The sequence below is a fragment of the Nostoc sp. genome, assembly GCF_036917275.1.
Classification (GTDB): domain Bacteria; phylum Cyanobacteriota; class Cyanobacteriia; order Cyanobacteriales; family Nostocaceae; genus Nostoc.
In genome coordinates, this window is sequence record NZ_JBALDF010000038.1 from 14,056 (window position 1) to 29,930 (window position 15,875).

Sequence of the window (15,875 nt, forward strand, 5' to 3'; positions counted from 1 at the left end):
AGATATTACTTCTTTTTGTGCTTTACCCTTTTTCCCTTGAAGGAGGTTAACGCTGGGGTTTTAATTCGATTTCGCTATAAATCTGCAATGCAGAACGCCAAACTATATAGCCTTCAGGGCTTAAATGTAAGCCATCACTAGTAAATTCGCGGCGGAGATTACCTTGCTTGTTGGTAAACAGGGGATATAAATCGAGATATTTGACACCTTTTTTGGTAGAAATACTTTGCAGTTGTTGGTTCAACTGGCGAATGCGACTATTGGCAATAGTCTGGAGTTTCTCTCGTCCTTTCCAGGTTGCTTCCTTTGCCCCGTGTGGCAAAATCGATTGGACAATAATTTGGGCTGTGGGATGCGCCTTTCGTAGGTAATTGATAATTTGCCGCTGATTATCTAAAATTACCCCGTCGCTCATCCCCCCAATTAGGTCATTAATGCCAATCATCACAAAAATTAACTCTGGCTGGGTGCGGTCAAATATCTTCAATCTTTTCAAAAGTCCATTGCTGGTTTCGCCAGAAATTCCTTGATTGAGCCAATTTTTACCTTCGGGTAATAACTCTGGGGGAAACCACAGACTCAAAGAATCTCCCGCCAATATGCTTAAATGCGGAGTCCGTTGGTCAGCAGCTACCTTGGCTTCTTGCTCAAGGATGTTTACCCACTCCTGGTAAGTGAGTTGGTGACGGCGACCTAAATCAGGTGTAACAACTTGGGGTGAGTTGTTCAGGTTGATTGGCTCTGGGGATGTTGTTACCCCAAAGAAAGCGGTCAATTTCTGCTGTTGCCAAATTAGCAGAATGACCGCCAACATGAGGATGCCGTTGGTTAACAGCGAGAAAAATGCCCAGATCGGAAAGGTTTTTGCTGAAGTAGACACGACTAGCGAAATTTACCAATTATTAGAATCAAATTTTAACGCTAGCGATCGCAAATTACACAATCTTACAGCTGGGGACTGGGGAAGCAAACAGAAAGTTCTTCCTTCCAAACTCTTAACTCAGCATCGGCTAAACCATAGCTATCCGCTAACAGCACTCTTTACTAAATGGGGCGATCGCCAAACTCGGAGTTGTAACCTTCTTCACCGTGTTCGTTAATATCCAAACCTTGCAATTCAGCTTCCTCCTTGACTCGCAGCCCGACTGTAGCATCAATAACCTTGAGAATAATCCACGTACCAACACCTGCGATCACGTAGGCAACGGCAATTGCTACTAGTTCAACTCCCAATTCACCAAAATTACCCCGCAGCACTCCGTCTTTACCTCCTCCATTGACTTGAGTCGTGGCAAAGATGGCTGTTAAAATCGCCCCCACTGTACCACCAACCCCATGCACAGGATAGGTATCTAAAGCATCGTCAATTTCTAGCTTGTGCTTGAAACTCACAGCATAGAAGCAAACAAAGGCGGTGACAAAACCAACTAAAATCGCTGATAACGGTGTCACAAATCCGGCGGCGGGAGTGATGCCCACTAAACCAGCAACGGCTCCTGTAGCCGCTCCCACGGCAGTCGGTTTCCCCCGTAAAACTGCTTCCAAAATTAGCCACATTAAAGCCGCCGCCGCCGCCGCTGTATTGGTGGCAACAAAGGCTGTTGTTGCTAAATTTGTGACTACATTACCAGAAGTTCCACTAGCAGCAGATAAGGCACTTCCAGCATTGAAACCGAACCAGCCAAACCACAACAAGGCAGCACCCAGCAAAATGAAAGGAACATTGTGTGGAGGGCTAAGACGATCAGGATGGGTTTTCCGAGGCCCAAGGACGATCGCTGCTACTAGAGCAGAAACGCCAGAACTGATATGAACTACTGTACCGCCTGCAAAGTCGAGGGCACCTAATCCACCATACAAACCCAAGAATCCACCTTTCGCCCATACCATGTGGGCGAGGGGAGCGTAAACAAAGGTTGACCACAGCAGCACAAACAGCGAATAGGCGCGGAAACTCATCCGCTCAACGATCGCCCCAGAAATTAAGGCTGGGGTGATAATGGCAAACATCGCTTGATAAATCATGAACGCCTGGTGGGGAATCGTTCCGGCGTAGGAGACAACATCAGCATATTTGGAGTCTGCTGCTTTGAGCGCATCTTCGTATGGCAGATGCGGCAAGTAGCCTTGAATCTCTAAACCGACACCATTCAACCCCAACCATTGCAATCCACCGATGAACGGTAGACCTGGCGCGAAGGCAAGACTATAGCCCCACAAAATCCAGGTAACTCCCACGATCGCCATCAACACAAAGCTCATCATCAATGTGTTTAGGATATTGCGTGATCGCACAAATCCTCCATAGAAAAACGCTAATCCTGGTGTCATTAGCAGCACGAGTGCTGCTGAAATCAGCATAAATGCCGTATCTCCAGTATCAGCAGTAGGCGGCGCAGCAGCTGGTGTTTGGGCAAAAGCATTGCCCATCAGCGGTACTCCCAAAATCAGTAGGGTCATAGCCCCAATCATTACAACTTTCTTCAACACTTGTTTTTCTTCCTAAGCACCAATTATTTGTATACTTCACTACATTTGATTACTTTTAGTTAGACATTTTTGTCTTGAAAGATACTTAACCTTAATTTTCTGCAAATGTTAACAAAAATATAATTCTGATTGTAGTTGCCAAGATTTAAATAAAAGTATACACATGCAATAATTGCATCTTTTTTGTTTTTGAAGAATAACATTTTATTCAACCGCTACAAAATTCCAAATTTTTAGTTACCTACTGTTACAAACCAATATCCTTCTGAGAATTGATAATTATTGTAAATTATCAGAGAATTTGCCCAAATATCAGCCCTAAAAGGACTGAGAGTGTCAATTAAGTTCTAGGTGCAAACATGATAATTAAAACACCCGCTAAAGCGAAAATTGCTCCTATTAGGTCGTAGCGGTCTGGAGTTACCCCGTCTACCTTCCAACCCCAAAGCATTGCCATTGCGATAAACACGCCACCATAAGCCGCATACACTCTGCCAAAATTTGTCGATTGGAGAGTTGCAATAACCCCATAGAAAGCTAAAGCAATTCCACCCAATATGCCCCACCAGAACGGCTTACCTTCACGCAACCACAACCAGACTAGGTAGCCACCCCCGATTTCAAATAAACCAGCCCACAAAAAATACAGCAAGGACTTAATCATTTAACTGATTTTTTAATCAGGTCGAACTCAGTGAAATTACCCTAACGCTTTTAACTAAACTATTGTCATTAATTGAAGTAAGTTTGTTAACTGGGCATTGGGGAGCAAGTGCGTTGCGGAGGTTCCCGACGCTCAATGACTCGCTAATGCTGCGCTATCCGTTGTACTCCTAGGGGGATCTTGCTAGCAAGAGCGTCTCCGACCGGAGAAGCAACTGGCGTCATTGGGCACTTGCAGTGAGCGGCGTCTAAAGCCTGCGGCATAGCTACGCCCTAAGCGCCAGCCTCTCCAAGAGTTGTATTGGGCATTGGTTTCCCTGCCCCCTGCCCCTCTGCTTCTTCCCCAGTCCCCAGAATGTAGATAAGGCTCAAGGATGAAAGCACCATTACCTGATAACGAAGTACAGAGAATCGAGACGCTTTTGCAGTATAAAATCTTCGATACGCCATCTGAAGGCGTTTTTGAAGATGTTACCCGTTTAGCCTCGTATATTTGTCAGACTCCTATTGCTTTAATTAGCTTAATTGATACAGATCGTCAGTGGTTCAAGTCAAAAGTCGGAATGGAAGCCCAAGAAATACATCGAGATTTGGCATTCTGTGCCCATGCTATTCTACAGCCTGATGTTTTGATTGTGCCTGATGCAACAAATGACGAACGGTTCGCCGCCAACCCACTGGTCACTTCTGACCCAAATATTCGGTTTTATGCTGGTGTCCCTCTGATTAATTCTGAGGGATATGCACTAGGAACACTTTGCGTGATTGACTACGTACCACGAGAACTTACTCCAGATCAGATAGAGGCATTACGAACCTTAGGTCGTCAAGTCATTAAGCAACTAGAATTGCGCCGAAATTTAGCAAGTTTGGTACTTGTGACCAACAAAGGCAAACAGACGCAGAGGGTACGCAAGCAATTTTTCAAAAGGATTGTGGCAGGTTTCAGTTTGGCGTCGGCAATTTTAGTTTTGATTGGTGTGGTTTCCGATCAAAATACCAAATTATATACTAATAATGGCAGTATAGGAAAAAATACTTCTAAAAAAATTAACAGTCTAGAAGAACTACTGTCCCAGATCAAGGATGTGGAGACTGGGCAAAATGGTTATATCCTCACTGGAAAACAAATTTATCTCAAACCTTATCAAACAGCACTTGCTAACGTCGATCAAGAAATTGCCAAACTGAAGATAACAACAGATCAACCGAACCAACGACAGCAGATCACAACGGTTGAATCTCTAATAACGGCTAAAACTCAACTCAAACAGACTATCGACTTGCGTCAGAACAAGGGATTAGAGGCGGCATTGCAAGTAGTAGTGAGAAATAATCAACAAAATCTCATGGATGATAGCCGCAAGGTGAGCAATGAGATGGAAACCGAGGAAGGGGGACGACTCCAACACACGAGTCGCAACACAATTCTGACATTTGCGATCGCTATCTGCGTAAGTTTTATCGTTCTGGCTATAGTCTACTACTTCATCTATCGTCAGGTGATTGAGCGCCAAAGGAAAGAAGAAACCTTAAATCAAGAACGCAACTTTATCTCAGCAGTCCTTAATACAGTTGGCGCTTTAGTAATAGTTTTTGATTCTCAAGGGAAAATCGTTCGCTTGAATCAAGCTTGTGAGCAAACAACAGGTTACTCCTTCGATGAGGTGAGGGGTAGGTATTTCTGGAGCTTGTTCCTAATTCCTGAAGAGGTGGAGTCAGTCAAAGCAGTTTTTGAGCAATTGCTAGCAGGTGGAGGCTTCCTAGAGTACGAAAACTATTGGCTAATGAAGGATGGCAGTCGGCGACTGATTTCCTGGTCGAATACCTTCTTAAAAGACTATAAAGGATCAGTGGAACACATTGTTAGCACTGGCATTGACATCACTGATCGCAAACGATCTGAACAGCATCTAACTGCACAATATGCTGCAACCCGCGTTTTAGCGGAGTCCGCCACGACGAGCGAAGCTACTCACCAAATACTGCAAGGGATCTGCGAGAGTTTGGGATGGGATTTGGGTGAAATTTGGATGGTAGATCAGCAAGCAAATGTGCTGCGTTTTCTCGATATGTGGCATAAAGCATCCCTTGAGGTGCAAGAGTTTGAAGCACTGAATCGCCAAACCACGTTTCCACCGGGAATTGGACTACCTGGTCGGGTTTGGGCTAGTTCTGAACCTGTTTGGATCGCTGATGTTGTTAAAGAACTCAGTTTCTCCCGCTTCAAAATTAACGCTCAAGTAGAATTACAAGCAGCTTTTGGTTTTCCAATTCGCAGCGGTCACAAAATCCTTGGTGTCATTACCTGCTTCAACCGTGAAATCCAGCCACCTGACCAAGATTTAGCAAAAACGATGAATTCGATTGGCGAACAAGTGGGGCAGTTTATTCAGCGTAAACAGGCTGAAGAAGAAGTACAACGCCAAAACTTGCGATCGCAACTATTTACCGAAATCACCCTTAAAATTCGCCAGTCTTTACAAATCGAAGAAATTCTCCAAATCACTGTCGAGGAGGTGCAAAAGATTCTCCAGACTGACCGAGTTTTGATCTATCAGCTTTTGCCAGATGAATCTGCACCCACCGTTATTGAAGCAGTAGTTTCTGGCTTACCAGCAATCAAAGAGCAAAGCATTACTCCTCCCTACTTCCAAGCGGAATATTTACAACAATACTATCTACAGCAGTACCGTCAAGGACACGTTTTAGGGCTGGCTAATTTGGATCTGCTGAAAGTCGAACAAAGCCATCTGGAATTAATGCAACAGTTTGGGGTCAAAGTCAATTTTGTTGTGCCCATTCTTGTCAAAGAAGAACTTCGCGGTTTGCTCATAGTTCATCAGTGTGATGATTCCCGCCACTGGTCTAACTTTGAAACTGATCTTTTGCGGCAAATAGCCGACCAAGTAGGTATTGCCTTAGCCCAAGCCCAACTATTAGCAGCAGAAACTCGTCAGCGACAAGAACTTGAAATTGCCCGTCGCCAAGCCGAATTAGCTTCTCAGACTAAAAGTGCCTTTTTGGCAAATATAAGTCATGAAATTCGGACTCCGATGAATGCTGTATTGGGAATGACGGGTTTAATGTTAGATACTCCCTTAGATGCAGAACAGCGAGATTTTATTGAAACAATTCGGAGTAGTGGAGGCGCCCTTTTAAGTTTAATCAACGAGATTTTGGATCTTTCCAAACTTGAAGCTGGAGAGATGGCTCTTGAAACTTTAGATTTTGACCTATCCGCTTGTGTGGAAGAAGTAGTGGAATTATTGGCTCCCTCAGCTCATAACAAGGGATTAGAAATTGCCGCCATGATTGAGCACAACGTCCCCAGCCACTTCAAAGGAGATAGTGGTAGGCTGCGGCAAATTCTCATGAACTTAATCAGCAACGCAATCAAGTTCACTAGCGCTGGCGAAGTATTAGTGCAAGCCGAATTGCGTTCGCTTTCCTCCACTACAGCCACCATCCATTTTGCCATCACAGATACAGGTCTTGGCATTAGTGCTGAAGACCAACGCAAACTCTTTACGCCATTCACCCAAGTGGATGCTTCTACGACTCGCAAGTATGGTGGTACCGGTTTGGGATTAGCCATCTGTAAACAACTGGTGACCTTGATGGGAGGAGTGATTGGGGTAGAAAGTCAGATGGAAAAAGGATCTAAGTTTTGGTTTGAGGTGCTTTTTACAAAGCTTGCCCTGCCTGTTTTGCCAAAATCCGAACGCGGACTTTTACACAATCGCCGCTTGTTGGTGGTGGATAACAACGCTACTAATTACAAAATTATCTACCATCAAGCTACTTATTGGGGAATGCAGGTAGATCAAGCTGACAGTATTGCTGCGGGACTCAAAGTTATTCAGAAAGCTTGTGAGCAAGGAAAACCCTATGATGTCGCCTTGGTTGATATGCGAATACCCCAAACAAATGGCATGACTTTAGGAGAACAAATTAAAGCCAATTCTGCAATTGCTGAGATACCTTTGATTATGATCATCTCTACTAATCAACGGGATCAAGTGCAGCAGGCGCTCCAAATCGGATTTGTTGCTTATTTGGTCAAACCCATTAAGCCATCACGACTGCGCGATACCATTATGACTATTTTAGAAACTGTGCCGGAATTAGAACAAGGGGCTAGAGGCTTAAGGCTTGAGGCTATTGAAGAAATCCAGAGTACAGAAACTTCAGGCATTCTTACTTTCTTTTCCCCTAACCCCTCTAATAAATCCAAGTTAAGAATTCTGCTAGCTGAAGATAATTTGGTGAATCAGAAAGTAGCCTTGAAGCAACTCCAGAGTTTGGGCTATAAAGCCGATGTTGTTGCTAATGGAAAGGAAGTTTTGCAGCTATTGGAAAAAATTCCTTACGATTTGATTCTAATGGATTGCCAAATGCCAATTCTCGACGGTTTGGAAACCACAAAAGAAATTCATCGTTGGCAAGAGGACGCTTTTGCCCTGCGTCGTCGTCCTGTGGTGATTGCGATGACAGCTAATGCGATGAAAGAAGACGAACAAATGTGTCTAAATGCCGGAATGGACGACTATCTGAGTAAGCCAGTGTTTAAAGAAAAATTGGCTGCAACTTTAGAGCATTGGACAGGCGTGATCTTCTCACAACAAAAGGCAGTTGTGCATGAACAGACAGTTTCCACTGACCTAGCAATTGATTGGGAACACTTGCATCGAATATCGGGAAATGACACAGAATTTGAATTAAATCTATTGCGAATATGCCTTGAAGATATTAAACCCCGTTTAGAAATAATTATTGCAGCGATCGCATCTCATGACTTTGGGCAAATTCTGCGAGAAGCTCATCACCTTAAAGGTGCTAGTGCCAATATTGGAGCCACAGCTATGTATCTAGCAGCTGACAAACTAGAACAATTGGCTTACCATCAAGAGCTTAAAGATACTACTAACTTAATTTTAGAGTTAAAAGAATTTGTCAACTGTATTCAAGACTTTTTAATCAGAAAAAAAGTAACAAATTAAACATTATTACCCATCAAAATGATCGGGCATAAACCCGTAATTAAGATGCAAAAACAGCCTTGATACAGCCGTATACTACATATAAGTATAGATTATTACAGCATTTACCAAAACAAAACCTGCATAAAATCTTCCTACGTCTCCAGCAACTTTAGATGACAGGTTTGCTGATATAGTAGCTGATACCGTCAGTACTTGGCGATTTATGATTATTCAAGAGGTTTTATGAAACGCTTAATCTACATCATCCCCGTTACTGTAATTGGCTTACTGACATTGGTAGGATGTAACAGCGAGCAAAAATCTACTACCCAGACTCCTGCTACCACTCAAACCACTGGGGGGACAACAGCATCCAAAACTCCTGGTACTACCCAGGGAGGTTTTGATCCTTTGGTCAGTGTAGTTTCAAATACAAAAACTGCGGTGCAAGCCGGAAATTTTGACAAAGCTCAACAGGAATTTAATAAGTTTGAAAACTCTTGGTCTAAGGTTGAGGATGGTGTCAAAACTAAATCTTCAAAAACTTATAATGTAATCGAAGACACTGCGACCCAGGTGAATGGTGCGCTGAAAGCAAAAGATAAAGCGAAAGCTCTTAAGGGGTTACAAACACTTGACACAAATATTGCCACTGTTTCTAAAGGGTAAGGGAAAACTAACATACAGCAGAAGTTAAACAATTTTGGATTTTGGACTTTCCTGCGGAACGCTACGCGTAGCTTGCTTCCACGTTCGCGGAGCGTCTCGTAGAGAAGTGGTACGGCTACGGTCAGTTGAACGATTTTAGATTTTAGATTGACCCCATGTTTCGAGGTAGTTGTTCTGAATAAATAATTTTAGATTTTGGATAATAGAATTGTTTTCGTGTTTAAATTCGGGGGAAACTCTTACAAGACGCGTAAGGGACAGACCTTTTCAAATTTTGAATTTTGAATCTTTGAATTCCATTATCCAAAATTTAAAATCTAGAATTCAGTCAAAAGACAGGAAATAGTAGGAAAACAAGCTTTTTATCTGGCTTGAAGATAAATAGTTCTGTACCTGATCAACTTGCAAACTGCTATAGTTTCCACTGGAGATTTTGGATAATGCGTTCATTTCGCAAGTACCACCGGACTCTAGCGATTATTTTGGCTTTACCGCTTGCTGTAACATTGTTAACTGGTATTGCAGCTACGCTGGTAGGTGAGTGGTCAGCTAACCTTGGAGTTGGGCGTAGTCTACTGCTTTCGATTCATCGTGGTGAAATCTTTGGTTTACAGGGAATCTACCCGATTTTGAACGGACTAGGACTATTAGGGTTGTTAGTTACTGGATTAAGTATGACTAGTTTGTTTGGTAGGAAAAGGTCAAAATCTGAGAAGGATTAGAAAAGACATAACTTTACTCAAGAGCGATCGCGTCTTTTAAGATATAAAAATAAGTAGGTTCCCCTGCCAAAGCAATTGTGTAATCAAGGCATAATCCATTGTCTTCAATACCGTAAAACCCATTGCAGAAGCTGTTTATAGAGGTATTTCTACTGCTTCATAACGAACTGGAATGTTGACAGACATAACCTTTTCACTTCTTTGACAAGCTCCTGTAACATCAAGCTCTTAACTTAAAAAATATTAGTTTTGGCGAAATAATTATCCGTACTCATAATGAGAAAAATGTTGACAAATCTTTAAATTTAAATTTTTAAAATCAACCTAAAAACCGATTACAGTCACAAGTAACCTTAGTAACTTAATCATCCAAAATTAATAATTTCATTATAATTTGATTTCTGAATGTTACACTAATTCTCTGGTATTGAAATTTATTTACCTCTAAACCGACAAGTATTTCTGAAGGTTAAAATAACTATGAATAATCTATCTTTCCAGTCTCTAGAAGTAAATGATAAAAATGAAAAATATTTATCTACTGTTGATCCAGTGCGGACTTATCTTCGTGAAATTGGACGTATACCTTTATTAACTAATGAGCAAGAGATTAATTTCGCCAAGCAAGTTCAACAAATGATAGCTTTACTTGCTGCAAAAGAAAAATTAGCTATTCAATTAAAACGTCAACCGACACAACAAGAGTGGGTTGAAAATATAAATATCGGTGAAAAATCACTGCTGCAACAGCTACATCAGGGACATCAAGCCAAGCAGAAAATGATTCAGGCTAACCTGCGACTTGTGGTATCTGTTGCGAAGAAGTATCAAAGACATAACCTAGATTTCCTCGACTTAATTCAAGAAGGAAGTTTAGGTTTAGAGCGAGGAGTTGAGAAATTTGACCCTACTAAAGGGTACAAGTTTTCAACTTATGGCTATTGGTGGATTCGTCAGGCAATTACACGAGCGATCGCCGAACAAGGACGTACTATCCGCTTGCCTATTCATATTACAGAAAAACTGAACAAAATCAAGCGTATTCAACGTGAACTAACTCAAAAACTAGGTCGGACTGCTACCGCAGTTGATATCGCTGAAGAACTATCTTTAGATCCTAAACAAATTCGAGATTATTTCCTCTTAGCACGTCAACCTGTCTCTCTAGAATTGCGAGTTGGCTCAGAAAAAGATACAGAATTACAAGATGTGTTGGAGGATGATGGACTCTCCCCAGAATTATACACTGACCAAAAGTTTCTTCAACAAAACATACAAATTTTATTGTCAACATTGACTCCCCAGCAACGAGAAATATTAACTTTGCGTTTTGGTTTAACAAATGAAAAGGAACTTTCTTTAGCGGAGATTGGTCAACGTATGGGTATTAGTCGAGAACGAGTAAGACAGATAGAGCAACAAGCTTTGGGTAGTCTACGAAAACAGAAGGATAAGATACACAACTATCTAGCTAGTTAATTTGTAATTCGTAATGACGCTCTCTACGAGACGCTGCGCGTAGCGTCTCGTAGAGAAGAGAGTAATTAAGTTTTGTAACGGAGATTTACGCCTCGTCACTTGTTAGTTGCTCTTTACTTAAACCCTGAGAATTTGGTAAATTCTGATGGGCGATGTCTGCGACAAGCCGCTAACTAAGAGCGTCTACGCAATCTACAAAAACAGAGATTGAATAGTCAGAATTAATTAGTCTTATTGTTCACTCTCACTAATGATTGCAAGTCAAAGTCGCGATCGCGTCCACTTAGGCAAATACCAGAACTAACAACAGTCAAATCAGTTTTAGCAATCGCACTACTATGGCGAACACCATCAACAGTTGTCCAATCTACTGTCCAGTAATCGCTGCGATCGTGGAATTGATTTAATTCACCGCCGCCCATTTGCAATGCCTTTCTCAGTTGCTTTTCATCCTGTTGGGGTTGAGTAAATCCCTCAATCTGCCGAGTGGCTAATTCATACACTGTGCGGATTTCTGGAGTAATGCCCTTAAACTGTAATTCCTCAGCAGGAGTGAGTTGCTTGACGGCAGATTGCAGGGTTTCAGAAATTGCCGGATCGGTACGGCGATCAACTTCCTCGAACCAGCAGGATTGTCCATTCCAGCAAGGAATTGGGTTTCACACATCAAATCGGAGTTTTATATGGTATGGTATTTTCAATATTAATTGGTTAACTTTATATACAAAAAACCACTTAAATACTTTGTTTTTTCAAAAAATCTACTTTAACACTAACAATCAATGCAGTCAAAAATAGAGACAAAACCAAGGCTTGCGGGTGTTGATTTATGCCGAGGAATTGCGGCATACGCAGTTGTATTAGTACATTCAGGCGATCCAAGTTGGGGTCGTATAAGTCACTTTTCCCAAGAGATAGAATATCTATTTAGTTTTCCTGTTCCCTTTTTCTTAGCTGCATCTTTTTACTTCATGATTTGTAAGTTCAATGCTGATTTTTCATTAGCTACTTGGAAAGCAAGATGTCGGCGTATTCTAATACCATATATAGTTTGGACAGTTATTTATTTAATTGTCAAAATAATTTTCTTTTCAGCATTAAATCAAAAACAAGAATTAAATCATCTATTACGAAATCCTTTTTTAATTATATTTTATGGAGGAGCATCATTTCAACTATACTATTTACCGCTATTGCTAGTAGGTACTTCGCTCATAATATTTGCAAATTTCTTCACAAAACCGAAAATTGGACTTAAAATATTAGTTAGTTTGTCTCTGTTTAGCCTCATCCTCTACAACCTGCTTTTAATTACTGGAAATACAGTATACTTACATGACGATCTAGCTTTTCAGAATTTATTTAATCTAGTGAGTTACGATGTTTCTAAAAATGAGTTTTTGAGGTTTATATCTATAGAATTAGCATGGTTAGTGAGGTGTTTACCTTACTTTTTTATCGCTATGACTTTAAGGTATTTACTTCTTAAAACCAACTTTTCATTATTGCGTGTGAAATTTGTATCCGCTAACTTACTATTAGGTTTGTTTATCGTTGCTGATATTTATAGTAACCCAATACTTGCTGGTTTTCGGGAAGTTTTTCTGGGATATTCTCTTTTATTATACAGTATTGTTTTATCGAATTACTTAAAACCAAACAGCGTAATAAAAAATTTAGGATTATGTTCTTTTGGAATTTACTTGATCCACCCATTTGCAATTAATATTATGGAAATTTATCTGAAGAAAACTCAACCTCAGTTATTAGAGGAAGTAACTATTTTCTCTCAATTAGCATTTTCTATACCTAGTTTTATCATGAGTTGGTTAGCTGTATTTATTCTGATGAAAAATAAAAGGATTGTTAAGTACCTGTTTGGTGTTTAGCAACAAATTGAATTAGTTAATAGCAAGTTAAATTTACAGATTTTACTATAACTTTGTATGTCAATAAAAGTGAGCATATATAATGGAATAAGATCGGGATGCGTCATGAGTAACCATAAGAGTACTCCAAGTAAAAAAGTGCCCAATTGTCATTGCGAATGGAGCAAAGCGGAATGAAGCAATCACAATATCTTGGGATTGCTTCGCTACACTTCGTTGCGCTCGCAATGACAGGTTTTGGATCATTTATTTTTTGGAACACTCTAACGCACCCTGATGTACTCTACTTATCTTCTCGCGCCGGCAACGGCATATCCAGAATCTCCATCAGCAAATCCAATCGCTTGCTATATAGAAGCTCTAGAATTCAGGAGTGGCAAATGTTTTCGGAGAGTGACAGAACAGGGGTAAGCATAATACCTGGAACTCCAAAGAGCCAAAGCTGTGCTTTAGCTCCCCTAAGAGCAGGCTCTTAGGGGTTGGGTTCTTTTATTATGGGTAATTTGGCGGACATGATATCATTTAGATTCTGTCTTCTTTTAGAAGAGAGGCTTACTCTCGTTCCCTGCAAGGGAAGGGGCTGTTCTTGTTAGGTCTTTTTTTATAGTCTAATCATCTGAAAATCGCGCTTATTGCGAAATTAACTGCGGTTATCTATCTGAGCGCGTTGTAAACTTCCAGAAAAGTCAACATAGACACTTTTCCATTCTGTGAAAACATCCATTGCAGTAGTTCCAGCTTCGCGATGTCCGTTACCTGTTTGTTTGACACCACCAAAGGGCAAGTGTACCTCTGCACCAATAGTAGGGCCGTTAATATAGGTGATACCTGCTTCGATGTCGCGCATGGCAGTAAAAGCCCGGTTGATATCGCGGGTGTAAACTGAAGAAGAAAGACCATAATTGCTATCGTTGAGAATTGCGATCGCTTCCTCAAAAGAACTAACCTCAATCAATGCCACCACTGGCCCAAATATCTCTTCACGGGCAACTCGCATATCGGGAGTGACATCATCCAAAATAGTTGGTTGAAAGAAATAACCGTTTTTCAATAAGCCTTCACTGACAATTTCTCCACCAATTAAAACCTTTGCTCCTTCCTCACGGGCGATATCCAAATACTTGCTCACCTGTTGAAGTTGCTTTTCATTGACTATCGGGCCAATATCTGTATTAGGGTCAGTGCCAGCACCCAAGCGTAACTTACTGGTACGTTCATAGAGCATAGTGGTAAACTTTTCTTTTATATCACGATGCAAAATCAGCCGACTGGTAGCCGTACATCGTTGACCGGTTGTCCCAAATGCTCCCCACACTGCACCATCAAGAGCAAGTTCTAAATCCGCATCTTCCATCACCACTTGGGCGTTTTTACCACCCATTTCCAGACAGACACGCTTGTGAGTGCGTCCGCAAGTAGCGCCGACAAAAGCACCCGTATCTGAAGAACCAGTAAACGACACCAAATCTACATTGGGATGCTCAACTAAAGCTTTACCCGCCTCTTCTCCTACACCATGTACCAAGTTAATTACTCCTGGTGGTAAACCTGCTTGTTGGAAAATTTCAATCAATTTAGTTGCACAGGCTGAGGTATCCTCGGCAGGTTTGAGGATGACTGTATTGCCACACACCAAGGCTGGCATAGCTTTCCAGCAAGGAATTGCCACAGGGAAATTCCAGGGAGTAATTAAGGCACAAACTCCAATGGGCATTCGCACAGTCATGGCGAATTTATTGGACATTTCCGAGGGTGTGGTTTGCCCGAATAGTCGCCGTCCTTCGCCAGCAGTGTAAAAGGCGCAGTCAATACCTTCTTGCACATCTCCTCTGGCTTCTGTCAGGGGTTTACCCATTTCCCGACTGATTAACTGGGCAAGTTCTTCTTTATGCTGGAGTAATATTTCCCCAACGCGAAAGATGTATTCTGCCCTAGCTGGGGCTGGGACTGTGCGCCAACTGCGGTAGGCTTTACGGGCGGCGGCTACTGCTGTATCTACATCCTTAACTTGGGAACGGGGAAATGTGGCAACCACTTCGGTTTTGTCGGCGGGGTTGCGACTTTCTAGGGTTGCTTCCCCTACAGCACTCAACCATTGACCGTCTATGTAATTGCGGCAAGATAGCGGAGTTGTCATCTTGAAAATCTCCGGCTGATGATCCACTGAAACTTGTGTATTAAGTTTGCTTGCTTTCTAGGTTATCCTCAAGTTTAGGAAATTGGCGTGAGAACCAAATATCGATATAAAAATTAAGGGACTAACGCCAATACCCCTACAGGAGAACCAGAACCACCACGCAACCTCAGAACCGCGATCGCTAGAGTAGTACCTTTAGGTGGCAACTGATCCAAATTTGTTAGATTCTCTAACACAATGCGAGGTTTTTCTAAAACCAGGCGATTAGTAGCAAAAGTGTTATCCTGTCCAGGGTCTACACCATGAGTATCAATTCCTACTCCAGCAATTTGCCGCTCATTCAGTAAGAATTGAGTTGCATCGCTACCAAACCCCGGAAAGTGGGCAATACCTTGAGCATCATGATTTAGGAATGCACTTTTATTAAACCACTTTTTTTGCCAACCAGTATTCAGTATAACTACACAGCCAGGAGGAATCTCACCGTATTCCTCTTCCCAAGCCACAACATCAGCAATAGTCAGGGCATAATCAGAATTCACGGCTGTGGCTTGGCGAATATCTATGACTACCGCAGGTACAACCAAAGATTGGGCGGGGTATTGGTCAATTCCCATACTATAGCTATGAAAGCTGTTAGGGGCGTTGATATGGGTAGCGCTATGTTCTCCCAAGGCAAAGCGTCGCAGGTAATAGCCATCATTATTCAGTTCAGCCACAGTTTCAAATTCTACTGTCGGATCTCCAGGCCATTGGGGAATATCTATGTCAATTACGTGACTTAGATGGATAACGCGTGTATAGGTGATACTATTTTGACTTTGAGGTTGTATCATCCCAG

10 protein-coding genes and 1 pseudogene are annotated in these 15,875 nt (G+C 41.7%); 5 read left to right on the forward strand and 6 right to left on the reverse strand.

Going from position 1 to position 15,875, the window contains the following annotated elements; genetic code table 11:
* Positions 1-46: 46 nt before the first annotated feature.
* From V7K35_RS14810 to V7K35_RS14820, 3 genes are all read right to left on the reverse strand, one after another.
* The gene (locus V7K35_RS14810) at positions 47-880 is read right to left on the reverse strand and encodes an SGNH/GDSL hydrolase family protein (protein WP_335080046.1); all 834 of its coding nucleotides are present in this window, start codon (positions 878-880) and stop codon (positions 47-49) included.
* Positions 881-1,044: 164 nt separating this feature from the next.
* The gene (locus tag V7K35_RS14815; protein WP_442939729.1) at positions 1,045-2,460 is read right to left on the reverse strand and encodes an ammonium transporter; all 1,416 of its coding nucleotides are present in this window, start codon (positions 2,458-2,460) and stop codon (positions 1,045-1,047) included.
* A 370-nt stretch (positions 2,461-2,830) separates the two neighbouring features.
* Positions 2,831-3,154 (reverse strand): YnfA family protein, encoded by a 324-nt coding sequence (locus V7K35_RS14820; RefSeq protein WP_335080048.1) that lies wholly within the window; start codon positions 3,152-3,154, stop codon positions 2,831-2,833.
* 373 nt (positions 3,155-3,527) lie between these two features.
* Between V7K35_RS14820 and V7K35_RS14825 the strand changes: the two genes are divergently transcribed.
* The 4 genes from V7K35_RS14825 (at position 3,528) to V7K35_RS14840 (ending at position 11,008) form a co-directional block, all read left to right on the forward strand.
* Complete coding sequence (locus V7K35_RS14825; protein ID WP_335080049.1) at positions 3,528-8,156, forward strand: GAF domain-containing protein; 4,629 nt, start codon at positions 3,528-3,530, stop codon at positions 8,154-8,156.
* A gap of 225 nt (positions 8,157-8,381) precedes the next feature.
* Entirely contained in the window at positions 8,382-8,807 is a 426-nt protein-coding gene (locus tag V7K35_RS14830; RefSeq protein ID WP_334795643.1) for a DUF4363 domain-containing protein, read from the forward strand.
* A gap of 440 nt (positions 8,808-9,247) precedes the next feature.
* Positions 9,248-9,529, forward strand: coding sequence for a peptidase (locus tag V7K35_RS14835; protein WP_273763151.1), 282 nt, complete (start codon positions 9,248-9,250; stop codon positions 9,527-9,529).
* Positions 9,530-10,009: 480 nt separating this feature from the next.
* Positions 10,010-11,008, forward strand: coding sequence for an RNA polymerase sigma factor, RpoD/SigA family (locus tag V7K35_RS14840; protein ID WP_335080050.1), 999 nt, complete (start codon positions 10,010-10,012; stop codon positions 11,006-11,008).
* A gap of 221 nt (positions 11,009-11,229) precedes the next feature.
* Here V7K35_RS14840 and V7K35_RS14845 read toward each other — a convergent pair.
* Positions 11,230-11,652 (reverse strand): annotated as a pseudogene (locus V7K35_RS14845) (hypothetical protein); the annotation flags it as partial.
* A 138-nt stretch (positions 11,653-11,790) separates the two neighbouring features.
* Here V7K35_RS14845 and V7K35_RS14850 point away from each other — a divergent pair.
* The gene (locus V7K35_RS14850) at positions 11,791-12,897 is read left to right on the forward strand and encodes an acyltransferase (RefSeq protein WP_335080051.1); all 1,107 of its coding nucleotides are present in this window, start codon (positions 11,791-11,793) and stop codon (positions 12,895-12,897) included.
* Positions 12,898-13,537: 640 nt separating this feature from the next.
* Here V7K35_RS14850 and V7K35_RS14855 read toward each other — a convergent pair.
* Positions 13,538-15,034, reverse strand: a complete 1,497-nt coding sequence (locus tag V7K35_RS14855) for an aldehyde dehydrogenase family protein (RefSeq protein ID WP_335080052.1) — start codon at positions 15,032-15,034, stop codon at positions 13,538-13,540.
* 113 nt (positions 15,035-15,147) lie between these two features.
* Positions 15,148-15,870, reverse strand: coding sequence for a cyclase family protein (locus V7K35_RS14860; RefSeq protein WP_335080053.1), 723 nt, complete (start codon positions 15,868-15,870; stop codon positions 15,148-15,150).
* Positions 15,871-15,875 lie beyond the last annotated feature (5 nt).

Excerpts from the sequence above, each read along its gene's own strand:
- V7K35_RS14850 (WP_335080051.1), top strand. The coding sequence starts at position 11,791 with ATGCAGTCAAAAATAGAGACAAAACCAAGGCTTGCGGGTGTTGATTTA.
- V7K35_RS14830 (WP_334795643.1), top strand. The coding sequence starts at position 8,382 with ATGAAACGCTTAATCTACATCATCCCCGTTACTGTAATTGGCTTACTG.
- V7K35_RS14815 (WP_442939729.1), bottom strand. The coding sequence starts at position 2,460 with ATGACCCTACTGATTTTGGGAGTACCGCTGATGGGCAATGCTTTTGCC.
- V7K35_RS14835 (WP_273763151.1), top strand. The coding sequence starts at position 9,248 with ATGCGTTCATTTCGCAAGTACCACCGGACTCTAGCGATTATTTTGGCT.
- V7K35_RS14855 (WP_335080052.1), bottom strand. The coding sequence starts at position 15,034 with ATGACAACTCCGCTATCTTGCCGCAATTACATAGACGGTCAATGGTTG.
- V7K35_RS14820 (WP_335080048.1), bottom strand. The coding sequence starts at position 3,154 with ATGATTAAGTCCTTGCTGTATTTTTTGTGGGCTGGTTTATTTGAAATC.
- V7K35_RS14840 (WP_335080050.1), top strand. The coding sequence starts at position 10,010 with ATGAATAATCTATCTTTCCAGTCTCTAGAAGTAAATGATAAAAATGAA.
- V7K35_RS14860 (WP_335080053.1), bottom strand. The coding sequence starts at position 15,870 with ATGATACAACCTCAAAGTCAAAATAGTATCACCTATACACGCGTTATC.
- V7K35_RS14825 (WP_335080049.1), top strand. The coding sequence starts at position 3,528 with ATGAAAGCACCATTACCTGATAACGAAGTACAGAGAATCGAGACGCTT.